The sequence below is a fragment of the Planococcus sp. CPCC 101016 genome (genome assembly GCF_007859295.1).
GTDB lineage: Bacteria > Bacillota > Bacilli > Bacillales_A > Planococcaceae > Planococcus.
In genome coordinates, this window is sequence record NZ_VOHB01000003.1 from 342,772 (window position 1) to 366,432 (window position 23,661).

Below are 23,661 nucleotides of genomic sequence, written 5' to 3' on the forward strand. Positions count from 1 at the left end.
ATCAATTATTTCTTCGTTTTCTCTTTGATTTTATTGGCAACGTCATCTTTCATGACCATCGCTTTTTCTTTATAAGTCGTCGCTTTTTCTTTGTAGTCGTCTTTGTTTTCTTTCCAGTGGGCTCTGCCTTTTTCGATTGACTTGTCTTTCAGCTGGTTTAGCTTGTCTAAAAATGCCATTTGAATCATCCTTCCGTTTTTCCCGCCGTTAGAACGGCCAGGTAAACTGCGTTAAGCATAACTTGTTTCAGCCCCATTGTCTAAAGACAGCCGGCAGTGATGGTGAAAAATGAAACCTATCGCGTTCAATGGCGTATACTCTATATACATAATTCTGCAATTAAGATTTTAAAAATAAAAAAAGGCGGTGCTCTATGTTTGAGCAAATGAAGGCGCGTTATCTGATCTTGTTTTCTGTACTCGGCGTGATTTTGACGATGGTTGCCTTGATTGTCTTGGACGTCAATGAAATGACCTTTGATGTCATCAGCCAATTGATGCTGTACGTGGTGGTGCCAGGGCTCTATTTCAGTTATTATTTCCGGAAGCATAACGCTTCTGTCTGGAACGTCCTGTCTTTTGGCGGCATCCATAAATGGCTGCCGGCTTTATTCGCCTTAGTGGTAGTGTCGATCGCCTTTTCAATCAGCATGTTCTGGTTTCAACTGTTCATGCTGGCACCGATTGCGCCGTGGCTCGTCGATTTCATGCTGGAAGCGATACCGATTCCGGATACGCCGCTGTATATTGTCTTCACGATTTTCACCATCGCTATTTTAGCACCAGTGGTTGAGGAGTTTATGTTCCGAGGGGTGCTGTTGAAGCGGATGATCGGCAAGACTTCGGTATGGGGCGGCATTTTAATCTCCAGTCTGCTGTTCGGCGTATTGCATCTCGATGTCATCGGTGCCTTCTTGTTTGGGGTTGTGGCTTCCCTGCTATACTTGCGGACCAACAACCTGCTGATTCCGATCCTATTGCATATCATCAATAACTCGCTGGCGGCAGCTGCCATGTTCCTGGCACCCACCTGGCCAGAGTCGATCGCCATTTTTGATTTGGCGGATATCTACTCAAAAGCGACGCCGAATGCCGTACTTCTGGGCATCTCTGCTGTACTGATGTTCGGTGCCATCTTCTGGCTTGCGCGCGGCTTAAAGGCACACCAGGAACCGAAAGAAGAAACGATCCATGAATAGAAAAAGGGCCACCGCATAAACTCCGCGGTGGCCCTTTTTGGCTTTAGACAGCGACTTTCGCTGAAAACTGGCTATGGTATAAGTCGGCGTAGAAACCGTCTTTGTCAAGCAGCTCTTGATGTGTGCCTTGCTCGATAACTTTCCCTTGGTCCATAACCAAAATCAGGTCGGCGTCTTTGATCGTCGACAGGCGATGCGCGATGACAAAGCTGGTGCGTCCTTCCATCAACTGGTTCATCGCCTGCTGGATAAAGATTTCTGTCCGTGTATCGACACTCGACGTTGCTTCATCCAAAATCATAATCGGCGGATCGGCGAGAATCGCCCGGGCAATGGTCAATAATTGCTTCTGTCCCTGTGAAATATTCGATACTTCCTGGTTCAGAATGGTATCGTAGCCGTCCGGCAAGGTTCGGATGAAATGATCGGCGTGCGCCGCTTCGGCCGCAGCGAGGATTTCCTCTTCACTGGCACCGGTTTTTCCGTAGGCGATGTTGTCGCGGATCGTGCCGTTGAACAGCCACGTGTCCTGCAGCACCATGCCGAAGTTCTGGCGCAGCTCGTTTCTCGACATCTCCCGCGAATCAAAGCCGTCAACCGTAATGCGGCCGCCATTTAATTCATAGAAGCGCATCAATAAATTAATTAAAGTGGTTTTGCCGGCACCGGTCGGCCCGACAATCGCGACCGTCTGCCCCGGCAGGACGTCGATATTCATTTTTTCGATCAATAAATTGTCTCCGTAGCCGAAGTCGACGTCTTCAAAAGCGACGGCGCCTTTCGCGCGTGCCAACACAGAAGTGGTCACTTCTTTGACTTCCTCCTGTTCGTCCAGCAATTCAAAGACCCGTTCAGCGGCCGCAACCGTCGACTGGATGATGTTGGCGATGTTGGCCGTCTGGGTGATCGGCTGTGTAAACTGTTTGGAATAAGTGATGAATGCCTGGATGTCGCCGATGGAAATGGCGCGCTGTGTCACCAGGATACCGCCAACGATGCTGATCAGCACATAGCTCAAGTTGCCGATCAAGGCCATCATCGGCATGATGATTCCTGAGATAAACTGTGCTTTGCGCCCTGCATCGTACAGTTCATCATTGACGGCGTCGAATTGTTCGTTGGACTTCGCTTCATGGCCGAATGCTTTGACGACCTGGTGGCCTGTGTACATTTCTTCCACATGGCCATTCAGGCGCCCCAGATTTTTTTGCTGGCTGCTGAAGTATTTCTGAGATTTTTTCAGAATCGGTCCGATGACGAACAGGGACAGCGGCAAAGAGACCACTGCAATCAAGGTCAGCAGAGGACTGATCGTCAACATCATTACGAGAATCCCGACAATCGTGACAATCGAGGTAATGAATTGCGTCAAACTTTGTTGCAGCGTGCTGCCGATCGTATCGATGTCATTGGTCATCCGGCTTAAAGTTTCGCCGTTTGCCCGGCCATCAAAATACTTCAATGGCAGTTTTTCCAGCTTTTTATTGACGTCTTGGCGCAGATCATAGACTGTATCCTGCGCTACCGTTGACATCATGTACTGCTGGATGTAACTGAACAAACTGCTGAATAGATACAGTCCGGCAAGAATGGCGAGAATCTGGCCGATGACACCAAAGTCGATGCCGCCGCCCGGCACTCCCTGCAATTGTCCGTAGGCGCCTTCGAACAGTTCAGTGATCGCCATTCCCATAATTTTTGGCCCGACGATGGCAAACACCGTGCTGAGGATTGCCACCAGGAAGACCGCAGCCAATTTTTTGCGGCGTGGTTTTAAATAAGAAACGAGGCGGCGAAATGTCCCTTTGAAATCTTTTGCTTTTTCTGCCGGCATATTCGCTCCGCCGTGAGGAGGTCCCATTCTGCTCATGCGATCTCCTCCTCTGACAGCTGGGATAAGGCGATTTCACGGTAGACTTCATTGGATTCAAGCAGTTCTTCATGCGTACCTATTCCTACCATTTCGCCTTTTTCCAACACGATAATGCGATCCGCGTCGACCACTGTACTGACGCGCTGCGCGACCAGCAGTACCGTAGCATTTTTTGTTTCGTCTTTCAGGGCTTTGCGCAGCTTGGCATCGGTTTTGAAATCGAGTGCCGAAAAGCTGTCGTCGAAAATATACAAATCCGGCTTGCGGATCAATGCACGGGCTATTGACAGGCGCTGCTTCTGCCCGCCGGATAAATTAGAGCCGCCCTGCTCAATTTCAGCCGCATAGCCGCCTTCGATTTGATTGATAAACTCAGTGGCCTGCGCAATGTTTGCCGCATGGTCCATTTCCTGCTGATTGGCGTCCTGTTTGCCAAAGCGGATATTGTCCGCGATCGTCCCGGTGAACAGGATCGATTTCTGCGGCACAAAGCCGATTTTCGACCGGATTTCCTGCTGCGAAGCCTCACGGATATCCACACCGTTCACGCGGATCGTTCCACTCTTGACGTCGTAGAACCGCGGTACCAGGTTGACGAGCGTCGACTTGCCGGAACCGGTCCCGCCGATCAATGCCGTAATTTCACCCGGCTTCGCAGTAAAGCTGATGTTCGACAGCGCCGGTTCTTCCGCGCCTGGATAATAGAAGGAAACATCTTCGAACTCGAGCGTCCCCCGTGCACGATCGGCTTTAGCAGTGCCATTGTCCCTGAAGGCCGGTTTCATTTCCAGCACTTCGTTGATGCGTCTCGCTGAAACCGCCGCACGCGGAACCATGACAAACATGAAAGAAGCCATGACCAATGCAAACATGATCATCATGACGTATTGGATAAAAGCCATCAAATCACCAATCTGCATTGCTCCATTATTGATGCGGATGCCGCCGAACCAGATAACAGCAACGACGGTCATATTCATAACCAGCATCATAACCGGCATCATGAAAGCCATGACTTTATTGACTTTGATGGAAACATCGGCCAATTCCCGGTTGGCTTTTTGAAGGCGCGCTTTTTCTTCCGTTTCACGGTTAAAAGCGCGGATGACGCGAATTCCCGTCAAGTTTTCCCGCACCACCAAATTTAAGCCGTCCAGCCGCTGCTGCACTTCCTGAAATAAAGGCATGCCGTATTTCAGGATCAATAGGATTGAAATAGCCAATACTGGCATGGCGCCGATGATGACCAACGACAATTGGGCATCTTTCGAAACCGCCATGATAATTCCGCCAACCAGCATGATTGGCGCGCTGATGACCATCCGCAGCATCATGATGACCACTTGCTGAACTTGTGTGATGTCATTCGTGGTGCGGGTGATTAGTGACGCGGTTCCGACTTCATCAAACTCCTGAAGCGAAAACTGGCCGACATGCTTGAACACTTTTTGCCGCAAGTCTCTACCCAGCCCCATCGCCGCTTTTGCCGAATAAAAACTGGCAAAAACTGCAGCAATAGCGCCAATGGCAGATACCAGCAGCATCCATCCGCCGATTTCCCAGATGTACGGAATGTCGCCTTTAATGACGCCATTGTCGATAATATCCGCCATCAAGGTAGGCAAGAACAGCTCTGCCATAGATTGGCCGAAGACCAATGCAACTACCGCCAGCACAATCCATTTATAAGGGCTTAAGTTTTTGAGGATCTTGATCATTTCGCTGCCCCCTCTAATTCCACTTCCGCTAAATAAGTGGAAATTTTTTGATGTGCTTGGAGCAGGACTTCCACTTGCTCGTTCGTAAACTGTTCACTGGCTGCTTTAAACACCTGATGCAACCCGTCTTCCTGAAGATGGAGTTCCTCCACCAAAGCCTTGCCTTTTTCGCTGAGCGACAACAGGGTTTCCCGGCGATTGTCTTCTACTTGCTGACGATCCAGGTAACCTTCTTTAACGAGGCCATCCACTGCCTGGCTTAACGTACTTTTCGGTAAAAAAGACTTTTCACCGACCGTTTTCTGTGTCATTTCATGGCAGTTAAGGATCGTCATCAGAATCGAGTATTGCGGGATGGACAGCCCTTTTTCAGAAGCCGACTTTTGAATAAAACGCACCATATTCTTCTGTACTTGGGCGAATGACAGCATCAGTTGCATCGAAGCGTCCATTTCGGTATTGCCATTTTTCATCTGCTTCACCATCTTTCATTTTCGAACCGTTCCAAATGGAACAATCATTGCGATGCCTTTAAGCTACACCTATTGCTTCCATTCGTCAACTTTGAAGTACTGGCTTTCTTTAGGCAATAAAAAACATCTCCTGCCAGTAGGTTGGCGGAGATGCAGCTTGATTCAAGAGCATTTTTTTGTCGTTTTGGCATTATGGGACCGGCAGCAGTCGATCAGCAGCGCCAGTAGCTTGCGATTTTGCATGAACTGCTGCGGCTGTGTCCAGACAGTATGGAACACATGGGTGACAAGCTGCTCACAGACGGATTGATCTGAATCGGCTTGATGCGCAATATTCCAAATGATCCGGTGGTAGCGGTCGTACAAATCGGACAGCGCCTGTTCTTCCCGGTTCAAAATTCTTGTCATCAATTTCTCGTCTATGGTCAATTTGTCACCCCCTCCTCTGCAATTGCCTTTAGTCAATCGTCCTAAACCTAATTATCTCGAAATAAAAGCATTTAATTAAAATAAATAAAAAAACACCAGGAAAATCCAACTTTCGCGGAACTTTCTGGTGCTAATGATCTATTAGTTTTATTGATGAAGAATATTTTCAAGTGCTTTGTCGAGTGTGGGGTAGGCGAATTTGAATCCAGCCTGCTGGAGCCTCTCCGGTAAAATCCAACGGCTTTTCAAAATCAATTCTGGTTCTGTTCCAATGACGACTGCCCCCATATTCAACATCCATTTTGTTGCAGGAAGACCTAATTTGCGGTTCATTGCAAGACGCATTTGTTTCATTAATTCACGATTGGTGACTGGTTCAGGCGACGTGGTGTTGATGACGCCGCTGATATTGTCATGGTCGCGTATGAACAAGATGATGCGGTACACGTCCTCTAAATGAATCCAACTGAACATCTGCTTGCCGTTGCCCTGCTTGCCGCCGAGCCCGAAGCGCACCATGTTTTCATAAGGGGGCATAACACCTCCATCTTTTCCAAGAACAATCGACAGACGCAGCGCCGCTTGCCGTGTCTTAGGCAAGTTAAACGTGAAAAAGGCTTGTTCCCATGCCTTCCCAACTTCTACCGAAAAACCGCTGCCAAATTCCCCGTTCGCTTCCGTCATTGGCCGATCTTCCGCATGGCGGTAAATTGTCGAGGTGCTGGAGTTAATCCACAGCGGCGGTGGGTTATCACAGGAAAGAATTGCTGTTCCGAGCGCTTCTGTCGTCTCCATCCGTGAATCAAAAATCTCCCGCTTGTTCGCTTCGGTATACCGGCAATTCACCGATTTCCCTGCCAAGTTGACTACCATCTCAGCGCCTTCCAAGGCTTTGACGATTCCTGTATGATTGGTCCAATTCAAATGACCAGACTGCCGCGAAATGATAATGACCCGGTACCCCTGGTCTGTAAATTTCTGTTCCAGATACTGCCCGACAAACCCTGTGCCTCCAGCCAATACGATCTTTTTCATCTCATCACCTATTTTCTGTAAGTTGTTCTTCTGCTATTTGACGCTTTATCCACGTAAAAGATGCAGCTTAGCCAAATTCTTTTTGGTGCTTCTTTTTGCGCTTCAAGTAATCGTCGTCTTCCCGAATTTCATCCCAGCGTTTCTTGAAAATCGCCGCGGATTCCGCCTTCACCGGATCAATCTCCCGCTCTTTGATGCTGCCGTCTTCATTGTATTTGCGCCCGCCTTTGTAATTGGTGTAGCGCCGCGCACGTGTATAGCCCATTTGGATGAATTTGCGTGCCATGTCCATTCCGACAAAATCATCCTGCTTGCGGTATTCCTCAAACATCTCTGAAATCTTATCGCATGACTCCTGCGCAATCTCCGGTGTCTTAAAGCGCCAATGCGGCAAAATCTCACTTTTATAAGGCTCGACCAGCAGTACTCCCTGCTCCCCTTTGCCGACCCGGTACAGCTCGGGATTTTTGCGCAGATCCAGGTTCTTATAATCCAAATCATAATCAAATGCCATGTAAATCGACTCCTTTGTGCGATGTGCTTTGTTAGAGTTATACCCTTCATTTGGATGGCTAAATCTTTAGGAAGTGACAGATTCATGTAAGTAAGCACGGCGTACAAATAGAATGCGGTCATTTCAGTTGAAAGCTTTAATATTTCAGGCATAAAAAAACTGCCTGCGCTTACGCAGACAGCTTCCCATTAAAACTTTTTGATTCCAGCGATGATCTGTTTTAAAGCATCAATGGATTTGAGCGGATCGTTTTCGCAATCCAACCGGTGGTTGATATCCGGTAATAAGGTCGATTCCAAGTTCGGATTTTTCTTCAGCAATTCGTACGCACCTGGCGAGTAGTAGCGGTCTTTATCGCCGATGTAACATTGCGCCGGATTTTCGCTGTTGACCATCGTGTCGAGTACTTCTTGTTGGTTTAATAACGGTGTCACCCATATGGCTTTGGCCTCGCTGAATTCGGGGCGTTTTATTTCAGCTGCCATGGCGATCGTCCCCAATGATTTGCCGACCAAGTAAAAATCCTGATAGTTTCGGCCTTTCAGTACTTCTTTGATGACCAGACGTACGTCGTGGACGATTGCCTCATCCAATTCCTTCATGGTGAATTCATTATACGCTTTGTCCGTGTATCGATAATTAACTCGCAGGACATCGTAATGTTCATTCAAAAAAATCTCTTCTGCAAAATGAAACAGCGGACTTTTCGCCGTGTATCCGGCCCCCGGCAAGAAGATAGCTAGTTTCTTTGTATAGTCTGCTGTCAGTACGACCGTATAAGGTACCTCGATTCCTTTGTATCCTACGACTTTGTTGTCTATCGCTTTCATAAATCCCACTCCTGTCTCTCTCTAGTATAGAGAATATTCCATAAGTTTACTAAATATTTTCTTAATTAGCTATGATACAATCGATTTACCATTATTTCGCTGGGAGGTTGACGAATGAATACCGAAAAAGAAAAGATGCTGGCTGGTGAAATGTACGATTCGCAGGATTCCGAGCTTCGCCAAAACCGAATGAATGCCCGTCGTCTCACCCGTTTATTCAATGAAACGACTGAAATGGATGGCCAGGATCGAGCCGATCTGCTAAAAAAACTTTTCGGCTCAACCGGTGAACTCATCTACGTCGAACCGACCATCCGCTGCGATTACGGCTTCAATGTTCATGTCGGTGAAAACTTCTATGCCAATTTCGATTGTGTATTTTTGGACGTCTGCGAAATCCGGATCGGCGACAATTGCCTGATGGCCCCAGGCGTCCATATCTATACGGCCACCCACCCGCTTAATCCGGAAGCACGCAATTCCGGAAAAGAATTCGGCAAGCCCGTCACCATCGGCAATAATGTTTGGATTGGCGGGCGCGCTGTTATTAATCCCGGCATCACAATCGGTGACAATGCCGTCATTGCGTCCGGCGCCATCGTCACAAAAGACGTACCACCAAATACCATAGTGGGCGGCAACCCGGCGAAAGCCATCGGCCATATCGCGGAATAAAAAGCAATGCGCTCCGGCATATTGCTTTTTTCTTCCGGGCAAAAATATCGCAAGCATTTTATGGCTTCCATCACATTGAATAAAGTGATAAGAATAATTAAACCTATGTATTCCGAACACTTCCACTTACTTATTTTACTTACTAGCCTCTTCCAATCATTATACAAAAAATCCCATGGAATAAGGAAGTTTTTTATGTAAATTTTGTATATTTATTCACCAGTTCCAACTTCCTGTATTCTTACTTTCTTCGAGACTTCGAGCTTGATCAGAAAGCCTAGGCAATTTAGATAGAAAAATCCCGCAAGCGCCAAATGCCGCTTACGGGATTCTTGTTATAGTTCCACGTGCATCCCCGCTCCACTCGCCTCAACTTTGCTGTAGACGCCTTTGGCGACAGCCAAATCAAAATAGGCGGCACCGACGCATTTGAAGAAAGTGATTTCAGATTCTGACTCGCGTCCGGCAATATCCCCAACAACCAATTGGCCAAGTTCGGCGTGCAGCTGATCGAAAGACCAAGCGCCGATTGCAGAGCTGTGGATCAGCTCCCCCGCTTCTTCTTTAACGCCGGCAATGTCATCCGCCACAATTTTGTCAGCACGCAGAATAGTGGTTTCGTCCATCTCGCGCATGCTTGGCAAATAAGAACCGACGCCATTGATGTGCGTCCCTGGCTTTAAATCTTCTCCGTTAAATACAGGATCTTTCGACCGTGTCGCACAGCAGATGATATCCGCTTGTTGGACAGCTGATGAGACGATAGTTTCGACTGTATATGGGATTTCGACACCAAACGCAGCGAGTTTTTCGCCGAAGCGCTGCGCTTTTTCAGATGTCCTGTTGACCAGGATGATTTTCTCTATCGCCCGAACCGCGAGTACCCCAAGTACTTGTTCGAACGCCATAGCCCCTGTGCCAATAACAGTCAGCACACGGCTCTCCTTGCGCGCCAGCAGATCTGTAGCGATGCCGCTAAGCGCACCCGTACGCAGACGAGTCAAATACGATGCAGTCATCATCGCTACATGTTCGCCGTTGTCTCCGTCGGATAACAAGATGACGCCTTGGGTAGTCGACTTTCCCTGTCTCGGATTTTCTGGAAAGATCGTGACAATCTTAACGCCAGAGATTTTATTCGCCATATCGGCGCTTGGCATATAAAGTGCCGAAGCCTGCCGTTCCGGGAAATCAAGTACGGTGCGATGCGGGCTGTTGATCTGTCCCTGCAGCTTTGCCTTGAGCATTCCCGTTACGTCACGGATAGCGTCCGCCATATGATATTGCTTTTGAATCTGCTGTTCGTTGATGATAAGCATGTATAGCCTCCTAAGAAAATGAGCCGCTTAAACGCGGCTCTCTTTTGTTACCAGAGTTGGTTGCGGCTGATTTTTCCCGCTCAAATCTTTTACTGCCCAGATGGATAATAAAGAAATAATCGCAGTCAAGATAATGTAAAGCGCTACAGGAACATATGAATTATCGAATGTCGCCAGCAGGAATGTGGCAACCAAAGGCGCTGTTCCACCCGCTAATGCCGCACCAATCTGGTAGCCTAATGTCACTCCAGTATAACGCACTTTCGCATCGAAAATTTCCGAGAACATGGTGCCAAGCACAGCTGTAATCGGAGCCCAGATAATGCCAAGTCCGATAACGGTCGCAATGATCAATAAAGTCACAGACCCTTGCTGCAACAACCAGAAGTACGGGAAAGCGAATAAAGCCATTGCCACCGAACCGGTGACATACATTTTTTTGCGGCCAACACGGTCAGATAATGCACCCATAATTGGAATCAGAATCGTCGTGACGATAGTTGCGATCATCACGGCTGCCAAAGTCGATGTTCTGGAAAATCCAAGGTTGCTGGTCGCATAGGACACAACAAATGTTCCAAAAATGTAGAACGGTGCTGTTTCAACAACTTTTGCACCAATCGCGATCAATACTTCACGCCAGTGGTATCTCAAGGTTTCAACAATCGGCACTTTTGGAATTTCGCCGGATGCCTGGACCGCCTTAAACTCAGGTGTTTCATCAATGCCTTTACGGATCCATAAACCAAAGACCACCAGGAACGCACTTAGGATGAACGGTACACGCCAGCCCCAGCTCATGAACGCCGCTTCTGGCAATAAGGTCATGATATACAAAGCCAATGTCCCCATTACCAAACCGATAGTGACGCCCATCTGCGGGATGCTCCCAAAAAATCCGCGTCTTTCAGGTGGAGCATATTCAGTTGCAAGCAACAAAGCTCCACCCCATTCTCCTCCGATGCCCAGTCCTTGGATCAAACGAAGGGTAATCAATAGAATGGGTGCAGCGACGCCAATTGCCTGGTAAGTCGGCAATAACCCCATGGCGAATGTTGCAAATCCCATCAAACTTAGCGTAATGACCAAAGTTTTTTTGCGGCCAATTCGGTCGCCGATATGGCTGAAAATGATGCCGCCAAATGGACGAATAAAGAATGAGAGCGCAAAAGATGCATAAGCGAGCATCAACCCGACTGTCGGATCTTCATTGACAAAAAATAATTGGTTAAAGACCAGTGCTGCCATTGTGCCGTACAGGAAATAATCAAACCATTCAATCGAACTTCCTACGAGACTTGCCGTTAAAACCTTGCGTGTTTGCTTTTTATCCATCCCTATTCCCCCTATGCAAATAAATTGAAGTGACACTTTAATTCTCCCTTACAACAGTTTAGTAAGTTTATAATATTCTGTCAATATACCATGGTAATTTTATTTTCTATTCCATCTGCGTTATGATGAGTTGAGGACATTAAGTAAAGTGGGGTTTCTGCATGTCAGACGGAACAATTGGGGTTACATTAAAAAGCCTTCGCAAGGAGCGTAATATGACGTTAAAGGAGTTGGCGGAACAGACCGATGTTTCCATCAGCTTCCTGTCACAGGTTGAACGTGGAAAGTCGAGTGTGACACTGGAATCGCTGCGCAAAATAGCAGATGCCCTGAATGTCGATCCCAGCCTGTTTTTCGCGGATGAAACCGAAGAAATCGATTGGGCTACACGCCTCGAACGGTTTTATTACAAAGATTTGTCTCATGGTATCAAAGAAGCCAACTTCGTTCCGATGCTCGTGACGTTAAAGCCGGGTGATTCGGAAGGCAATCCTTTCGCCCATAGCGGCTATGAGTTTTTATTCGTCGTGGATGGGGTGTTGACGGTCGAAGTCGCAGGCGAACGCACAAAGCTCGCTAGCCAGCAGTCGATTCTATTCGATGCACGCAAAAAACATTATTGGTTCAACTTAACGGAACAAGATGTACGGTTTTTACTGGTGTCATCCAAAACGAATTAAGGAGAGTCCGCATATGCATCCGATCAAGGATCCGCAAGTAGACGAATTTATCGAGGGGCTGGAAAGTCCGACTCAGGAAATTGTGGCACAACTGCGCACATTGGTGTTCGAAGCCTATCCGGAGATGGATGAAGGGTTTAAATGGTCGAAACCAAGCTATGCAAAGGAAGGCTTGGTGTGCTACATGCAGACCGCCAAAAGCCATGTCAATTTCGGCTTTTACCGGGGCGCTGAGCTACGCGACGAATCCAATCTGCTGCAGGGCGACGGCAAGAAAATGCGCCACATCCGCCTCAACCGGACTGACGAAATCCGGACCGACGAGCTGAAGCTACTGATTTGGGATGCAGTGGAATTGAATAGGAAGTAAGAAAAGCGGAAGCGCCCGTGTAGATTCGACGGGCATAAGACGCATTGGCGAAGCGGCGTTTCTTCAGCCGCACAGCCAAGGTGGCTTATGACCCTAGAATCTGGGCGCTGGAGTCTGGACACTAAGAAAAGCGGAAGCAGCCGCTTAGCTCCGACAAGCGCTGGAAGCTTTGTCAGCAATGGCGTTCTTCAGCCATTTCTGGCAAAGCTGAAGCGACTCGAGGAGCTGGCTGCTGGAGTCTGGACAACGACTAAAGAGAACAAATATTGAGCATAAAAAAAACGAGGCGCAACCCGCCTCGTTTTTTTATTTCTTCGCTTCAAAAGTAATGATCGAGTTTGCATTTTTCGGGTATTCACCAAATCGGTAGCCTGTTGAAATGCTGATGTCGCTAAAGCCGATTTTCTCAAGTATGTCTTTGAATTCCTCGACCCCGTACCAGCGCATCGGGTAGCGCTCAAGTTCCGTCTGGACCAACCGGCCTTCTTGCCACCGTTCATACCGGCCTTGCGATACGAAGTATTGCCGGATCCAATCGACTTTGATTTTCTTGCTTTCCACCGTCAGCGTATCGCCAGTGGCAGCTTGCCATGTCCGTGTGGAGGTTTTCTCGAGTTCGATGTCGGATGGTACGTGCAAGTCGACAATCAACCGGCCTTCTGTCTCCAAGTGGCTGTAGAAATTCCGCAAAGCCTGGAGCGATTGTTCACGTTCGTGGAGCAGCAGGAAAGTCCCTGTCGGAATGACGATGGCAGCGTACTTTTCTTCGACCGAGAACGATTCCATTTTTGCATTGAATAGTTTCGGTGCGAGTCCCCGTTCTTCACAATTGGTGCGGCACACTTGAAGCATTTCTTCGGATACATCGAAGCCATCAACTTGAAATCCTTTTTCCAGCAGCGGCACGAGCAGGCGCCCGGTTCCCGTTGCCGGCTCCAAGATTCGTCCTTTGCACGACGCCAGCCGCTCCAAATAATATTCAACGTCCCCGAACGAACTGCCGATCGGCTTATCGAGGTCGTAAACTTCTGATGACAATCTGCTGTAATACCCTAACAACTCTTCACCCCATCCGCTTTATGAAATCATGGTCAAGTTGACGATGACTGCAATGATATTCGGCACTGCCACCAATACTGCATTTTTCATTTTTGTTACGCGCTGCTGCTTTTCACGGCGTTTTTCTGAACTTGTCGTTCTTGTCGACTTGTTCTTCCCAGTTCCCAATGCCAATACACCCCAAATTAATGCGATGCCTGCAACTAGACCACTTATGATGTACACCAGCGACCAGTCGTTCATCAAGTAAGCAACCAGTACACCGGCTAAGGCGATCACTGTTCCAATTAAAAAGTATTTCATGCTATTGTTCTCTCCTTTAGATACTGTGAATGGCTAAAATTTTCCTGCACATTAATTTTATCAAATGTTTCCCAATAGAGGTAGCCATGTGCAGGAGTTTTTGAGTTGTACATGTGGATTGTGGTTTCTACAGGAACTTACAATTGCCATCTGAATTACTTTAAGTTTTCCCGCTGCTTTATCTTCAAGCACAAATCAGTAAACAGCTTGCCCCGGTTTTATAGTTTCCGGTAACGCTTTAAGGCGATGATATTTAAGAAAATGAAAACCGCTGCAAAAGCTGCGAGCGCCAGCAAGTTGCCGGTTACATCCGCCAATCCTTCCCCTCGGTACATGATAGCTTTTAAGGCATCAGCCGCATAGTACAGCGGCATAATGCGGCTGATATTCTGCAGCCAATCGGCCATTCCTTCAAGCGGAATGATGCCCGCGAAGAAGATTTGCGGGACGACGACAATCGGAATGAACTGAACCATTTGGAATTCAGATGAGGCGAAAGTTGACAATAAAATCCCGAGAGACAAGGCTACTAACGCCAATAACAGATTGACGACGATGACATGCCAAACTTGTCCGACCATGACCATATCCAATACCTGAATCGAGTAGAACACGACAATGATGGTCTGGATGATGGCGAAAATGCCGAAACCTGTCAGATAAGCCAACACGATTTCCCAGCGCCGGATCGGTGTTGCGAGCAGCCGTTCCAAAGTTCCGGACACCCGCTCTTTCAACAAGCCGATTCCAGAAATCAAAAATACGAAAAAGAAGACGAAAAAGCCGACCAGTATGGGTCCCAGAACATCGAAGAATTCCGTATCCTCATCTCCGTAAATGTATTCCGCATTAATGTTGGCAGTTGCCCCTGCTCCCCCTTGCATGGATGCCGCTTGGGTGACCTGCATCAAAAGAGCACGGGATGTTCCGGGATCATTATTTTCCAGCGTTATTTGAAAACCGTCTCCGTCTATCTCCAGCAACCCATCCAATCCATCTGTGAGAATGGTTTGCTGATCCGCTTCCTTATAGGAAATTACATCAATCGATGCGTTTTCCAGCGCTGTAATGAGCGGTTCAGTGGCTCCGACAACCCCAAGCTGCGGATTTTCATTATCTCCATTGAAGAAGAAGTACATCAAGGTCAGTACAATCAGCGGAGCAAAAAACAGCAAGGCCATCGTCCGTTTGTCGCGCAGCAATTGCAGCATGATGCGTTTGATCAACGCCACGATCCTCACTTTGCATCCCTCCCCGCCTGCAAAAAGACACCTTCCAGATCAGTGACACCGTAGGCTGCCTTTAATTCGTCGGGAGTGCCAGCTGCCAGAATGCCGCCTTCACGGACCATGGCGATGCGGTCGCATTTTTCCGCTTCGTCCATGACGTGTGTCGTTACGATAATGGTTTTTCCCTGTTCCCTTTTTAAGAGCATCAATTCATTCCAGATCGACAGCCGAAGTTCCGGATCGATGCCGACGGTCGGTTCATCTAGGATCAGGATTTGCGGATCATGCACTAAAGCGATGGCTAGCGACAATCGCCGCTTCATGCCGCCTGAATACGCCGATACTTTCTTCCCCAACTCATCGGTCAATTGGACCAAATTAGCTGCATAGGCAATGCGTTCTTTCAGCACCGCCTGTTTCATTTTGTACAGCGAAGCGAAAAAACTTAAGTTTTCCTTGCCTGTCAGTTCAGGATACAAAGCGTCCGATTGCGCCATGTAGCCGATATCCTGAAGCAGCGCCAAATTCGGCACACGCTTGCCGAGCACGTTTACCGTTCCGCCGCTCGGCGAATCGATGCCGACGATCATCTTCACCAATGTGGTCTTTCCAGATCCCGATGGTCCGATCAAGCCAAAAATTTCACCACCCGCAATTTGCAGGTCCACTTCATTAAGCACTGCCGTTTTCCCATATGCCTTGCTGAGCTTGTTGATGGAGATGCTGTTGTCCATATGCATTCCCTCCAGTCGAATAAACGCCTGCTGATACTTTGTATTCTACGCTCATTTTCAAAAAAGCAAAGCAGCGGGCAGGCTGCTTTGCTTTGTTTTTTATAGACATTTGAACTTTTCTTATTGTTCAGCTCCGGCAGCTAGCTTCCCGAGTCGCTTCAGCTTTTCGAAGCTAAACAGCTGTCTGTGTTTCTCTTAATTGTCCAGACTCCAGCGCCCAGATTCTAGGGTCATAAGCCGCTCTGGCTGTGCGGCTGAAAACTGCCGCTTCGCCAGAGCGTCTTACGCCCTTCAGAGCTAAACGGGCGCTTACGCTTTTCCTACTTCCATTCAGAAGCGAGCATGCCGTACACTACGTGGTCGACGTAGTGGTCATACAACCATTCGGCTTGGCGGATAGTGCCTTCTTCGGTGTAGCCGAGACGTTCAGGAATGCTGCGGCTTTTGTGGTTGCCCACGGCTGCACGGATTTCAACTTTATTGAGCTTGAGATCGGTCAAAGCGTAATCGGTAAGCGCTTTGGCGACTCGGGTCATAATGCCTTTCCCTTGGTATTGCTGCCCAAGCCAGTAGCCGATATAAGCAGTTTTGTTGGCCTGATTGATGTTGTTAAAGCCGCCGATTCCTGCGGCTTCCCCTTTATAAAGAATAACCGCTCCCAAACTTTTGCCTTCGACAAAGTTGCTGCTGCCGGATTTAATAAAGTCTTTGGTGTCTTGTAATTCATTAGTGAAATCAAGCCACGGCAACCATTCTTTCAAATATTCTCGAGATGCGTCGGTCAATTTAAAAATTTCTTCTGCGTCGCGCATTTCCTGAAGTTTAAGAGATAAGTCATCGTCAATTTTATGTATGAACATGGGAATTCCTCCTTTTTCTATGTGAATCAATGGTAGCACAACTATCAGAATTTTCCATTCGCAATTTTTTGCTTTATTGTTTCCTTAAATGCGCTGATATTCAATAGAGGAAACGTGTAAAATGAAACTATACCAAAAGCGTGGATTTATTTTTTTGAGGAGCGTGAAAATCATGAAAGCTGTTGATGTGAATTCCTTGAGTGCGAGCATTCCACTTTATCTCTGGATGTTGCTGTTCCTGGTGTTTCTGGTGATTGCCTTCATTGGATTGGTTATTTATACAAGCCGAAAAGGGATCCGGCACGCTCCTTTATTCCCACAGAATCAAGATTTGGAGCTGTTAAAAAAACAATATGCCAATGGCGAAATCAGCAAAGAAGAGTTTCAGAAACGAATAAAGGAAATGGAGAACCAATCGACAAGACCTTAAACTCTTTATTAGTAGAAAGGAAGTTGAAGACAATGGGAGAATTTTTCACTCCAGGCAATCCGGCACTGGGAATCACTATCGCTGTTACCTTTATCGTTCTGTTAGCCGCAATCGGAACGGCGCTATGGTTTACACTGGTCAAAGCACGTAATAAATCAGCGAGCACAGAGCCGAGCGAACCCAATAAAGCGGTTGATGCGTTGCATCAGAGTTACATCAACGGCGAAATCAGCAAAGAGGAATACAATGAACAGCTACGGAACTTAAAAGGTCCGCCAAAAAACTAATTGTGCAGTTTTTGTCGAGTTTCTCAACTTCCGTTTAATTGGCAATTTAAAGGGAAACCAAAAAGAGAAGCAACAAAATCTGAAACTGGAGGTTTTATTGATGGCACATGAACAACATGCAGAACTGATTAAAACCTTGCACGATTGCGCAGCAGCGTGCAACCACTGTTTTGACGCATGCTTACAGGAAGACGATGTAAAAATGATGGCTCAATGCATTCGCTTAGACCGGGAATGCGCGGATATTTGTGCCTATTTGGAGCACGCCATTACCCGCAACTCGCCATTCGTTGCTGAATTGGCACAGGCATGCGCAGTTATTTGTGAAGCGTGTGGCGATGAATGTGCAAAACACGACCATGACCACTGCCAAAAATGTGCAGAAGCCTGTAAAAAATGCGCAGAAGCTTGCCGTAACGTAGCATAATTTTTTCATTAAAAGTCCGGCTGCTGGGAAATCCTCGGCAGCCGGACTTTTGTGATGGCAGAGATGGAAATTTTTCGACATAATGGAACCAAAGGAGTGGATTCGGATGGTACGAACAGTATTGGTAATCGGCGCCGGCATCGGCGGATTGACGGCGGGTTCGCTGCTGGCGAAATCCGGACGGCAAGTGACGCTGCTCGAAGCTTCTTCGGAACTCGGCGGCTGCGCCGGCAAATTCAAGCGCAAGAAGTATTTATTTCCCGCTGGTGCAACGCTCGGCATGGGCCTTGAACCTGGCGGCATCCATGATCGCGTTTTCCGTTACCTGGGAAAACCGATGGCTATTGAACCGCTCGAGCGTGTCATGGAAATGGTTCATCCGGATGCAACTTTCGTATTCCACAAGGATCGCGAACGCCATGTCGATGGCATCGCAGCTCACTTTCCTCAGCACAGTGAACAGATCCGTGCGTTCTATAAGGAAATCTACCGGACTTCCGCCATCGTCCGTACTTTGATGGATCCGCTTCCCGCCCTGCCTCCAACCACAGCAGCTGAATGGACGTTTTTGGCAAAATCCATGCGCCCCAAGCACACCAAACTTCTGCCTTTCTTCAATCAAACCTTGGGGCAGCGGCTAAAAAAACATGGACTGGCTGATTTGCAGCCTTTCCGCCAGATGTTGGATGGCCTGTTGATCGACAGCATGCAGACTGGCAGTAAAGACGTGGCATATTTATTGGCAGCTGTGGCACTTGATATTTACCATGAAGGTGCGTATTACATACCAGGCGGCTTGTACCGCTTTTCTGAACTGATGGGCGATAGCCTGAAGGAAAACGGCGGCATGCTGAAAAAGCGCAGGACCTTGAGAAAATTGGAACGGCAAGGCGAACTTTGGATAGCAACGGATCACCGCGGCAATGTGTACGAAGCGTCTGATGTCATCTTGAATGTGCCCATCCAACAATTGCCGAAGATATTGGCACCCGAGCTCGTATCCAAACTGAAAGCTTCGTTGCGAGATGGCATTGCCGGTGAAACCTGGACGACACTGACTCTGTATTTGGCAGTCGATTCCAGCAAACTGAAAGAATCTTTGCCGCCCTTCCGCCAAATTTCAACAGGTGACGGGCTTGCAGAGGGCGGGCATTTCTTTATGTCTTCTTCTGTTCCCGGTGATGAATTGCGGGCACCTGAAGGATTCCAGACAGTGACGATTTCCACGCATTCGCGGGTAGAGAACTGGAACACCCAGGAAAAATACGAAGAACAACGAGAGGTTTTAACGGAGCGTATGCTCCAGGCCATTAACGAATTGATCCCTGAATTCCGCAATGCTATCGTCCACATGGAAAGCGGTGCTCCAAAAGCATGGGAGCGCTTTGCTGGACGGCCGAACGGCTTTGTCGGCGGCTTTCCTCAAACTTTGGACGCGGCTCTGTTCAACTCCATTTCTCATCATTCCGGATTGCCGAACCTGTATGTCTGCGGCGACCATATCTTTCCCGGCGGTGGAACGATCGGTGCAGCCGCCAGTGGCATCCATGCGGCGCGGTCGGTATCCGGCGAACGTTTGATATAGATTCTGTGGATTTACTTTGGGACGACTTGCCTGTTTTGCGGTCGTTCAGAAAGATTTACAGTCGTTCAATCTAATTTGCGATCGTTCGCGAAGATTTGCGGTCGTTCAGTTTAATTTGCAATCGTTCATCCGAATTCCCGTATCTGCCCCCCACCCCCCATTACCGAAAACAAGCACGGCAGAAACCTGCTGCCGTGCGCAAAAAAAAAACCGCTGCAGAATTTTTTCTGCAGCGGTTTTCTAATTGACCCATTTATAGCCGATGCCCCACACTGTCTGGAAATGTTCGTCGACCGGGAAACCCGCTTGGCGGATTTTCTCGCGAATATTGCGGACATGTGAATCCACTGTCCGCCCTTCCGTTTCCGAGTCAAAGCCCCATACCAATTCCAGCAGCCGATCGCGTTCGAATACTTTGTTCGGATTTTTCATCAAGAGTCCAAGCATGGAAAACTCTTTTGGGGTCAACCGAATCGGTTCGTGGTTATAGCTCAGCTCGAAACGGTCCTCTTCCCATATTAAACCATCCAGTTCGACGCGTTTTGCGGGAGAGCTGCGACGCAATAGAGCTTCCATCCGCGCCAGCAGTTCTTCTTCTCTGAAAGGCTTTGTCATGTAGTCATCCGCTCCAAGGCGCAGCCCTTTGACAATGTCTTCCTGCTGTTCCCGGGCCGTCAGCATAATAATTGGCACATTTGAAACTTTCCGTATTTCCCGGCACACTTCCCAACCATCCATATCCGGCATCATGATGTCGAGCAGCACCAAATCGAAGGCTTCTTTATTCAGCAGAGCTAATGCCTGCATTCCACTGCTCGCTTTTATACAGCTGTAGTTATAAGGCCGCAAGTAGAGCGCCACCAAGTCAAGCATCCGTTTTTCATCATCCACCAGCAGAACTTTATGAATGACCTTCACCCCTTTTCAGTCGGACGGTGACAGCCGTCCCTTTGCCATATTGACTATCAATCCGAATCCGTCCACCATGCGATTCGACGATTTCCTTGGCGATTGCAAGACCAAGTCCTGATCCTCCCCGTTCCCGCGACCTTGACTTTTCTACCCGATACAGCCGATCGAAAACAAAAGGCAGCTCTTCTGCGGGTATACCTTGTCCTTCATCGCTGATGCGGATTGCGATGCCGTTCACTTCCTCACAGCATTCCACCGTTACACGGTCGCCCGCTATCGAATGTTTCCGTGCATTGTCAAGAATGTTCAACAATACTTGCTGGATACGCTCAGGATCGATGAAAGCCTGCAGTTCCTTGCCGCAGCTTATCGACAACTCAATTTCTTCTTCCTCGAATGCCGGCTTCACTAAAACTGATACCGAGTTCAATAAGTCCGCAATCGAAACATTTTTCTGTTCAATTGAGAATTGATTGCGGTCCACCTTTGCCAAATCGAATAAATTACCGACCAGCACCGTCAAATGAGCGGCTTCTTCGCGGATGATGGCCATGTATTCTACCCGTTCCTGTTCGGTTGTATCCGGCCGGTCCAAAATATCGGCGTATCCTTTAATATAAGTTAAAGGTGTCCGCAGTTCGTGCGAAATGCTCGACAGGAATTCGTTGCGGGCTTTTTTCAGCTGGTCGAGGTCCGTCGATAATTTAGTGATGGCATTCGCCAGTTCACCGAGCTCATCATTTCGATCATTCGTCAGATCCACCTGATTGTTGCCTTGGCTCAATTGTTCAGTTGCTTCTTTCATGCGGATTAGCGGCAAAGTGATCAGCCGCGACAACAGCAGTATCGTAATGACGGTCAAAATTGCCGCGATGATGCCGACTAGAAGAAACTGATTTTTCAAGTGGTTAATGATTTGCTCGATATTATCCGTCGGAGCAAACATAAAAACATGGCCTTCGTGCACCCCGTCAATCGTGATGGGACTATCCGTCGCGATGTAACGCTTATCCTGCCAATCTTCTTCGACGATTTCACCGCTGGTCGGACCCTCTTCATAATCCGCATGCTGCAATATTTCCAGCATTTCCGACTCCAACGCATCGGAATTGACTAAAATCTCCCCTGCTTCGTCTGTAATGACGACAATAAAATCCGAAGCCGACTCCATCATGCTGACATGGGCAAGCGTCATTTCTTCGAAACTGTCTTCCAGCACATCGCTGTGCGTTTCGCCGCGCGCTAATAAATTTTCCATCACTTCATCGACGCGTTCATTGACGAGGGTGAAATACAACGTGGCAAATAAGAAGGCTTCGATGATTAAAATAAAAGCAAAAAACAATAAACCGATTTTCAAGGATAATTTATTGAACATAAGAACCTCCGCCGTTACAGAACATTTCTCTTTTTCATTCTACTTGTCCGGCATTCAAAATCTGCTTCCAGTTGTTGCCGCCGCCTTGTTCTGAAATGAAGGCATGGCCTGCAGCCGTGTAGATGGCCACTTCATCTGCATTAGACGGATGTTGCGCAATATACAGCACACCGTCTTCAGGCAGATCAGGCAATTCGACTGTCTGCTCCTCCCCATTTTCCCAAGTATACTTGATCAGCTCTGCCTGTGTACCGTACGTTGCGAAATACAGCGCTTCTTCGCTGAAGAACACAGCTGTTCCGGATTTCTCATCATCCGTCAGCAGCGTGAAGCTTTCTCCGCCATCTTCTGACAAGAAAATCCCAGCTGTAGTCGCTGCAGCAATTACTTGCGAATCGCTCGGATGCATCGAAAATGCATAAATGGTGCCTTCCAATCCGGCACCCTCTACTTGCTGCCACTCCGCCCCTTCATTTTCGCTGCGGAAATAGCCCGGTCCCATCTGTGAATTCTGCACTGGGTTCATGACGAACAGATGATGGCTGCGATAGCCGACTGCCATGCCATGGAAATCGGTTTCGCCTTCAAAGCCCATGTGTTTCAGTGAACGTCCGCCGTCCATGCTGCGCTGAATGCCAATCGGATTCTGCATCGTTGAGCCGGGACCTGGGTGGCCGGATGTGTAGAACCCGTCATCGACTGCGTTAAAGCCCATATAATCATGTAACTGTTCAGCCGTCTCCAGCCACTCGCCTTCCCGGTAAATCTTCAAGCCATGATGCGATGCGAAATACAAACCTTCTTCATTTTCGATATAGCCCATTCCATGGACATGCTCAAAGCTGCCTTCTAAAGCTACTTCAAATTCATCAGCGTTTTTGTCGGATTCATTCGTTTTACTAGTTTCATTGGTTTCAGTGGCTGCAGTTTCTGCCTCCGGTGTTTCCGGCACTTCATCCTCGCCGCATGCTGTAAGCAGCAAGCCACTCAGTAAAGGAACCCACATCCATTTCCTCTTCATTTCATTTGTCCCCCTCTTACTCCATTAAGTTTCATTGTACTAGAAAAGTTTTGATTTTTTGTGCAGATTCTGCACACCATTTGCATAATTTCTGGGTACAGTATAAAAACTAAAGGAATGAAAGAGGGATTGACATGATAAAAAATAAGATTCTGATGACGACGATGGCCACGATTACAGCGCTTACGCTGGCAGCCTGCAGTGATATAGAAGAAGATGCGATCAACCCGGCCGATCCCGACAACCAAGTCGACATGACCGAAGAAATGGACGAAGCAATGGATGAAGGCATGGATCACGGAGACATGGACCACTCCAGCTCTGGCGAGGTCCCTGAAGGATTGGCAGCAGCCGAAAATCCAACATTTGAAGTTGGCAGCCAAGCCGTCATCAATGCTGACCATATGCCTGGTATGGATGGTGCTGAGGCGACGATTGTTGGTGCTTACGACACAACGGTTTATGCGTTGAGCTTTACACCGACTACGGGCGGCGATCCAATCGAAAACCACAAATGGATCATCCATGAAGAATTGGAGGGTGCTGGCGATGCCCCGCTTGCTGCTGGCGATGAAGCCATTATCGCCGCAGATCATATGGAAGGCATGGACGGCGCCACTGCAACAATCGACTCTGCCGAAGAAACCACAGTCTACATGGTCGATTTCACTACTACCGATAGTGGTGAAGAAGTCGTGAATCATAAATGGGTAACCGAAAGCGAATTATCAGCTGAATAAAATGAAGGGTCCCCTTGCACAATTGTGCGAGGGATTTTTTTATGGTGTGGGATGTACTGAATATTCGACACTGCCTAGATTTTGAGAATGTTTATATCATTTACAGTCGTTCGGGAGAATTTGCAGTCGCTCATGAAAATTTATGGTCGTTCAAAAGAATTTTTGATCGATCAAGGGTCTTTACGGCCTATCGACTTTAGAGTACTCCAAAAATTCAACTTCATTACGACTTCACTTCTCGTCCGAT

The 23,661-nt window shown here is 47.9% G+C and carries 28 protein-coding genes; 10 read left to right on the top strand and 18 right to left on the bottom strand.

Annotated elements, in window-relative coordinates:
* Window positions 1-5 precede the first annotated feature (5 nt).
* Window positions 6-179 carry a hypothetical protein gene (locus tag FQV26_RS18825; RefSeq protein WP_186759948.1) on the bottom strand — a complete coding sequence of 58 codons (174 nt, stop codon included), beginning with the start codon at window positions 177-179 and terminating at the stop codon, window positions 6-8.
* Window positions 180-373: 194 nt separating this feature from the next.
* On the opposite strand from FQV26_RS18825, the gene FQV26_RS13665 reads away from it, so the two are divergent.
* The gene (locus FQV26_RS13665) at window positions 374-1,198 is read left to right on the top strand and encodes a CPBP family intramembrane glutamic endopeptidase (protein WP_146558094.1); all 825 of its coding nucleotides are present in this window, start codon (window positions 374-376) and stop codon (window positions 1,196-1,198) included.
* Window positions 1,199-1,241: 43 nt separating this feature from the next.
* On the opposite strand, the gene FQV26_RS13670 is transcribed toward FQV26_RS13665, so the two are convergent.
* The 7 genes from FQV26_RS13670 to FQV26_RS13700 form a co-directional block, all read right to left on the bottom strand.
* Window positions 1,242-3,068, bottom strand: a complete 1,827-nt coding sequence (locus FQV26_RS13670) for an ABC transporter ATP-binding protein (protein WP_146558095.1) — start codon at window positions 3,066-3,068, stop codon at window positions 1,242-1,244.
* Window positions 3,065-4,789, bottom strand: coding sequence for an ABC transporter ATP-binding protein (locus tag FQV26_RS13675; RefSeq protein ID WP_146558096.1), 1,725 nt, complete (start codon window positions 4,787-4,789; stop codon window positions 3,065-3,067). The genes FQV26_RS13670 and FQV26_RS13675 overlap by 4 nt, the downstream gene beginning before the upstream one ends.
* A complete protein-coding gene (locus FQV26_RS13680) occupies window positions 4,786-5,262 on the bottom strand; it encodes a MarR family winged helix-turn-helix transcriptional regulator (RefSeq protein WP_146558097.1) in 477 nt (158 codons plus the stop codon). The genes FQV26_RS13675 and FQV26_RS13680 overlap by 4 nt, the downstream gene beginning before the upstream one ends.
* A gap of 162 nt (window positions 5,263-5,424) precedes the next feature.
* Window positions 5,425-5,691, bottom strand: a complete 267-nt coding sequence (locus FQV26_RS13685; protein ID WP_146558098.1) for an RNA polymerase sigma factor — start codon at window positions 5,689-5,691, stop codon at window positions 5,425-5,427.
* Between the two features lie 147 nt (window positions 5,692-5,838).
* Window positions 5,839-6,726, bottom strand: a complete 888-nt coding sequence (locus FQV26_RS13690; RefSeq protein WP_146558099.1) for a TIGR01777 family oxidoreductase — start codon at window positions 6,724-6,726, stop codon at window positions 5,839-5,841.
* Window positions 6,727-6,793: 67 nt separating this feature from the next.
* Entirely contained in the window at window positions 6,794-7,240 is a 447-nt protein-coding gene (locus tag FQV26_RS13695) for a DUF4385 domain-containing protein (RefSeq protein WP_146558100.1), read from the bottom strand.
* 188 nt (window positions 7,241-7,428) lie between these two features.
* On the bottom strand, window positions 7,429-8,070 hold the full coding sequence (locus tag FQV26_RS13700) for an alpha/beta family hydrolase (protein WP_146558101.1): 642 nt from the start codon (window positions 8,068-8,070) through the stop codon (window positions 7,429-7,431).
* A 114-nt stretch (window positions 8,071-8,184) separates the two neighbouring features.
* Here FQV26_RS13700 and FQV26_RS13705 point away from each other — a divergent pair, with 114 nt between their 5' ends.
* A complete protein-coding gene (locus FQV26_RS13705; RefSeq protein WP_146558102.1) occupies window positions 8,185-8,745 on the top strand; it encodes a maltose acetyltransferase domain-containing protein in 561 nt (186 codons plus the stop codon).
* Window positions 8,746-9,080: 335 nt separating this feature from the next.
* Here the strand turns inward: FQV26_RS13705 and FQV26_RS13710 are convergent, their stop codons facing one another.
* Together FQV26_RS13710 and FQV26_RS13715 are read right to left on the bottom strand one after the other, a co-directional pair.
* A complete protein-coding gene (locus FQV26_RS13710; RefSeq protein ID WP_146558103.1) occupies window positions 9,081-10,064 on the bottom strand; it encodes an ornithine cyclodeaminase family protein in 984 nt (327 codons plus the stop codon).
* A gap of 27 nt (window positions 10,065-10,091) precedes the next feature.
* Window positions 10,092-11,399: an MFS transporter gene (locus tag FQV26_RS13715; protein WP_146558104.1), complete on the bottom strand. Its 1,308-nt coding sequence runs from the start codon at window positions 11,397-11,399 to the stop codon at window positions 10,092-10,094.
* Window positions 11,400-11,560: 161 nt separating this feature from the next.
* Between FQV26_RS13715 and FQV26_RS13720 the strand changes: the two genes are divergently transcribed.
* From FQV26_RS13720 to FQV26_RS13730, 3 genes are all read left to right on the top strand, one after another.
* Entirely contained in the window at window positions 11,561-12,079 is a 519-nt protein-coding gene (locus tag FQV26_RS13720) for a helix-turn-helix domain-containing protein (RefSeq protein ID WP_146558105.1), read from the top strand.
* Window positions 12,080-12,092: 13 nt separating this feature from the next.
* Complete coding sequence (locus tag FQV26_RS13725; protein WP_146558106.1) at window positions 12,093-12,449, top strand: DUF1801 domain-containing protein; 357 nt, start codon at window positions 12,093-12,095, stop codon at window positions 12,447-12,449.
* A gap of 87 nt (window positions 12,450-12,536) precedes the next feature.
* Window positions 12,537-12,719 (top strand): hypothetical protein, encoded by a 183-nt coding sequence (locus FQV26_RS13730; RefSeq protein ID WP_146558107.1) that lies wholly within the window; start codon window positions 12,537-12,539, stop codon window positions 12,717-12,719.
* 36 nt (window positions 12,720-12,755) lie between these two features.
* Here the strand turns inward: FQV26_RS13730 and FQV26_RS13735 are convergent, their stop codons facing one another.
* The 5 genes from FQV26_RS13735 to FQV26_RS13755 form a co-directional block, all read right to left on the bottom strand.
* A complete protein-coding gene (locus FQV26_RS13735) occupies window positions 12,756-13,508 on the bottom strand; it encodes a class I SAM-dependent methyltransferase (RefSeq protein ID WP_146558108.1) in 753 nt (250 codons plus the stop codon).
* 18 nt (window positions 13,509-13,526) lie between these two features.
* Window positions 13,527-13,811: a DUF5316 domain-containing protein gene (locus FQV26_RS13740; protein ID WP_146558109.1), complete on the bottom strand. Its 285-nt coding sequence runs from the start codon at window positions 13,809-13,811 to the stop codon at window positions 13,527-13,529.
* Window positions 13,812-14,029: 218 nt separating this feature from the next.
* Window positions 14,030-15,052, bottom strand: coding sequence for an ABC transporter permease (locus FQV26_RS13745; protein ID WP_146558110.1), 1,023 nt, complete (start codon window positions 15,050-15,052; stop codon window positions 14,030-14,032).
* Window positions 15,049-15,774 carry an ABC transporter ATP-binding protein gene (locus FQV26_RS13750; RefSeq protein WP_146558111.1) on the bottom strand — a complete coding sequence of 242 codons (726 nt, stop codon included), beginning with the start codon at window positions 15,772-15,774 and terminating at the stop codon, window positions 15,049-15,051. The genes FQV26_RS13745 and FQV26_RS13750 overlap by 4 nt, the downstream gene beginning before the upstream one ends.
* Window positions 15,775-16,094: 320 nt before the next feature.
* Complete coding sequence (locus FQV26_RS13755) at window positions 16,095-16,634, bottom strand: GNAT family N-acetyltransferase (RefSeq protein WP_146558112.1); 540 nt, start codon at window positions 16,632-16,634, stop codon at window positions 16,095-16,097.
* Window positions 16,635-16,806: 172 nt separating this feature from the next.
* Here FQV26_RS13755 and FQV26_RS13760 point away from each other — a divergent pair, with 172 nt between their 5' ends.
* The 4 genes from FQV26_RS13760 (at window position 16,807) to FQV26_RS13775 (ending at window position 19,363) form a co-directional block, all read left to right on the top strand.
* Window positions 16,807-17,064 (top strand): SHOCT domain-containing protein, encoded by a 258-nt coding sequence (locus FQV26_RS13760; protein ID WP_186759951.1) that lies wholly within the window; start codon window positions 16,807-16,809, stop codon window positions 17,062-17,064.
* Between the two features lie 32 nt (window positions 17,065-17,096).
* Window positions 17,097-17,351 carry an SHOCT domain-containing protein gene (locus FQV26_RS13765; RefSeq protein ID WP_146558114.1) on the top strand — a complete coding sequence of 85 codons (255 nt, stop codon included), beginning with the start codon at window positions 17,097-17,099 and terminating at the stop codon, window positions 17,349-17,351.
* A gap of 100 nt (window positions 17,352-17,451) precedes the next feature.
* On the top strand, window positions 17,452-17,778 hold the full coding sequence (locus FQV26_RS13770) for a four-helix bundle copper-binding protein (protein ID WP_146558115.1): 327 nt from the start codon (window positions 17,452-17,454) through the stop codon (window positions 17,776-17,778).
* Window positions 17,779-17,884: 106 nt separating this feature from the next.
* The gene (locus tag FQV26_RS13775; protein WP_146558116.1) at window positions 17,885-19,363 is read left to right on the top strand and encodes a phytoene desaturase family protein; all 1,479 of its coding nucleotides are present in this window, start codon (window positions 17,885-17,887) and stop codon (window positions 19,361-19,363) included.
* Between the two features lie 240 nt (window positions 19,364-19,603).
* Here the strand turns inward: FQV26_RS13775 and FQV26_RS13780 are convergent, their stop codons facing one another.
* The 3 genes from FQV26_RS13780 to FQV26_RS13790 are packed head-to-tail and all read right to left on the bottom strand — an operon-like array spanning window position 19,604 to window position 22,674.
* Window positions 19,604-20,272 (bottom strand): response regulator transcription factor, encoded by a 669-nt coding sequence (locus FQV26_RS13780; protein WP_186759966.1) that lies wholly within the window; start codon window positions 20,270-20,272, stop codon window positions 19,604-19,606.
* Window positions 20,265-21,653, bottom strand: a complete 1,389-nt coding sequence (locus tag FQV26_RS13785) for a sensor histidine kinase (protein WP_146558117.1) — start codon at window positions 21,651-21,653, stop codon at window positions 20,265-20,267. The genes FQV26_RS13780 and FQV26_RS13785 overlap by 8 nt, the downstream gene beginning before the upstream one ends.
* 34 nt (window positions 21,654-21,687) lie before the next feature.
* On the bottom strand, window positions 21,688-22,674 hold the full coding sequence (locus tag FQV26_RS13790) for a F510_1955 family glycosylhydrolase (protein ID WP_146558118.1): 987 nt from the start codon (window positions 22,672-22,674) through the stop codon (window positions 21,688-21,690).
* A 134-nt stretch (window positions 22,675-22,808) separates the two neighbouring features.
* Here FQV26_RS13790 and FQV26_RS13795 point away from each other — a divergent pair, with 134 nt between their 5' ends.
* Window positions 22,809-23,414, top strand: a complete 606-nt coding sequence (locus FQV26_RS13795; protein WP_146558119.1) for a YdhK family protein — start codon at window positions 22,809-22,811, stop codon at window positions 23,412-23,414.
* Window positions 23,415-23,661 lie beyond the last annotated feature (247 nt).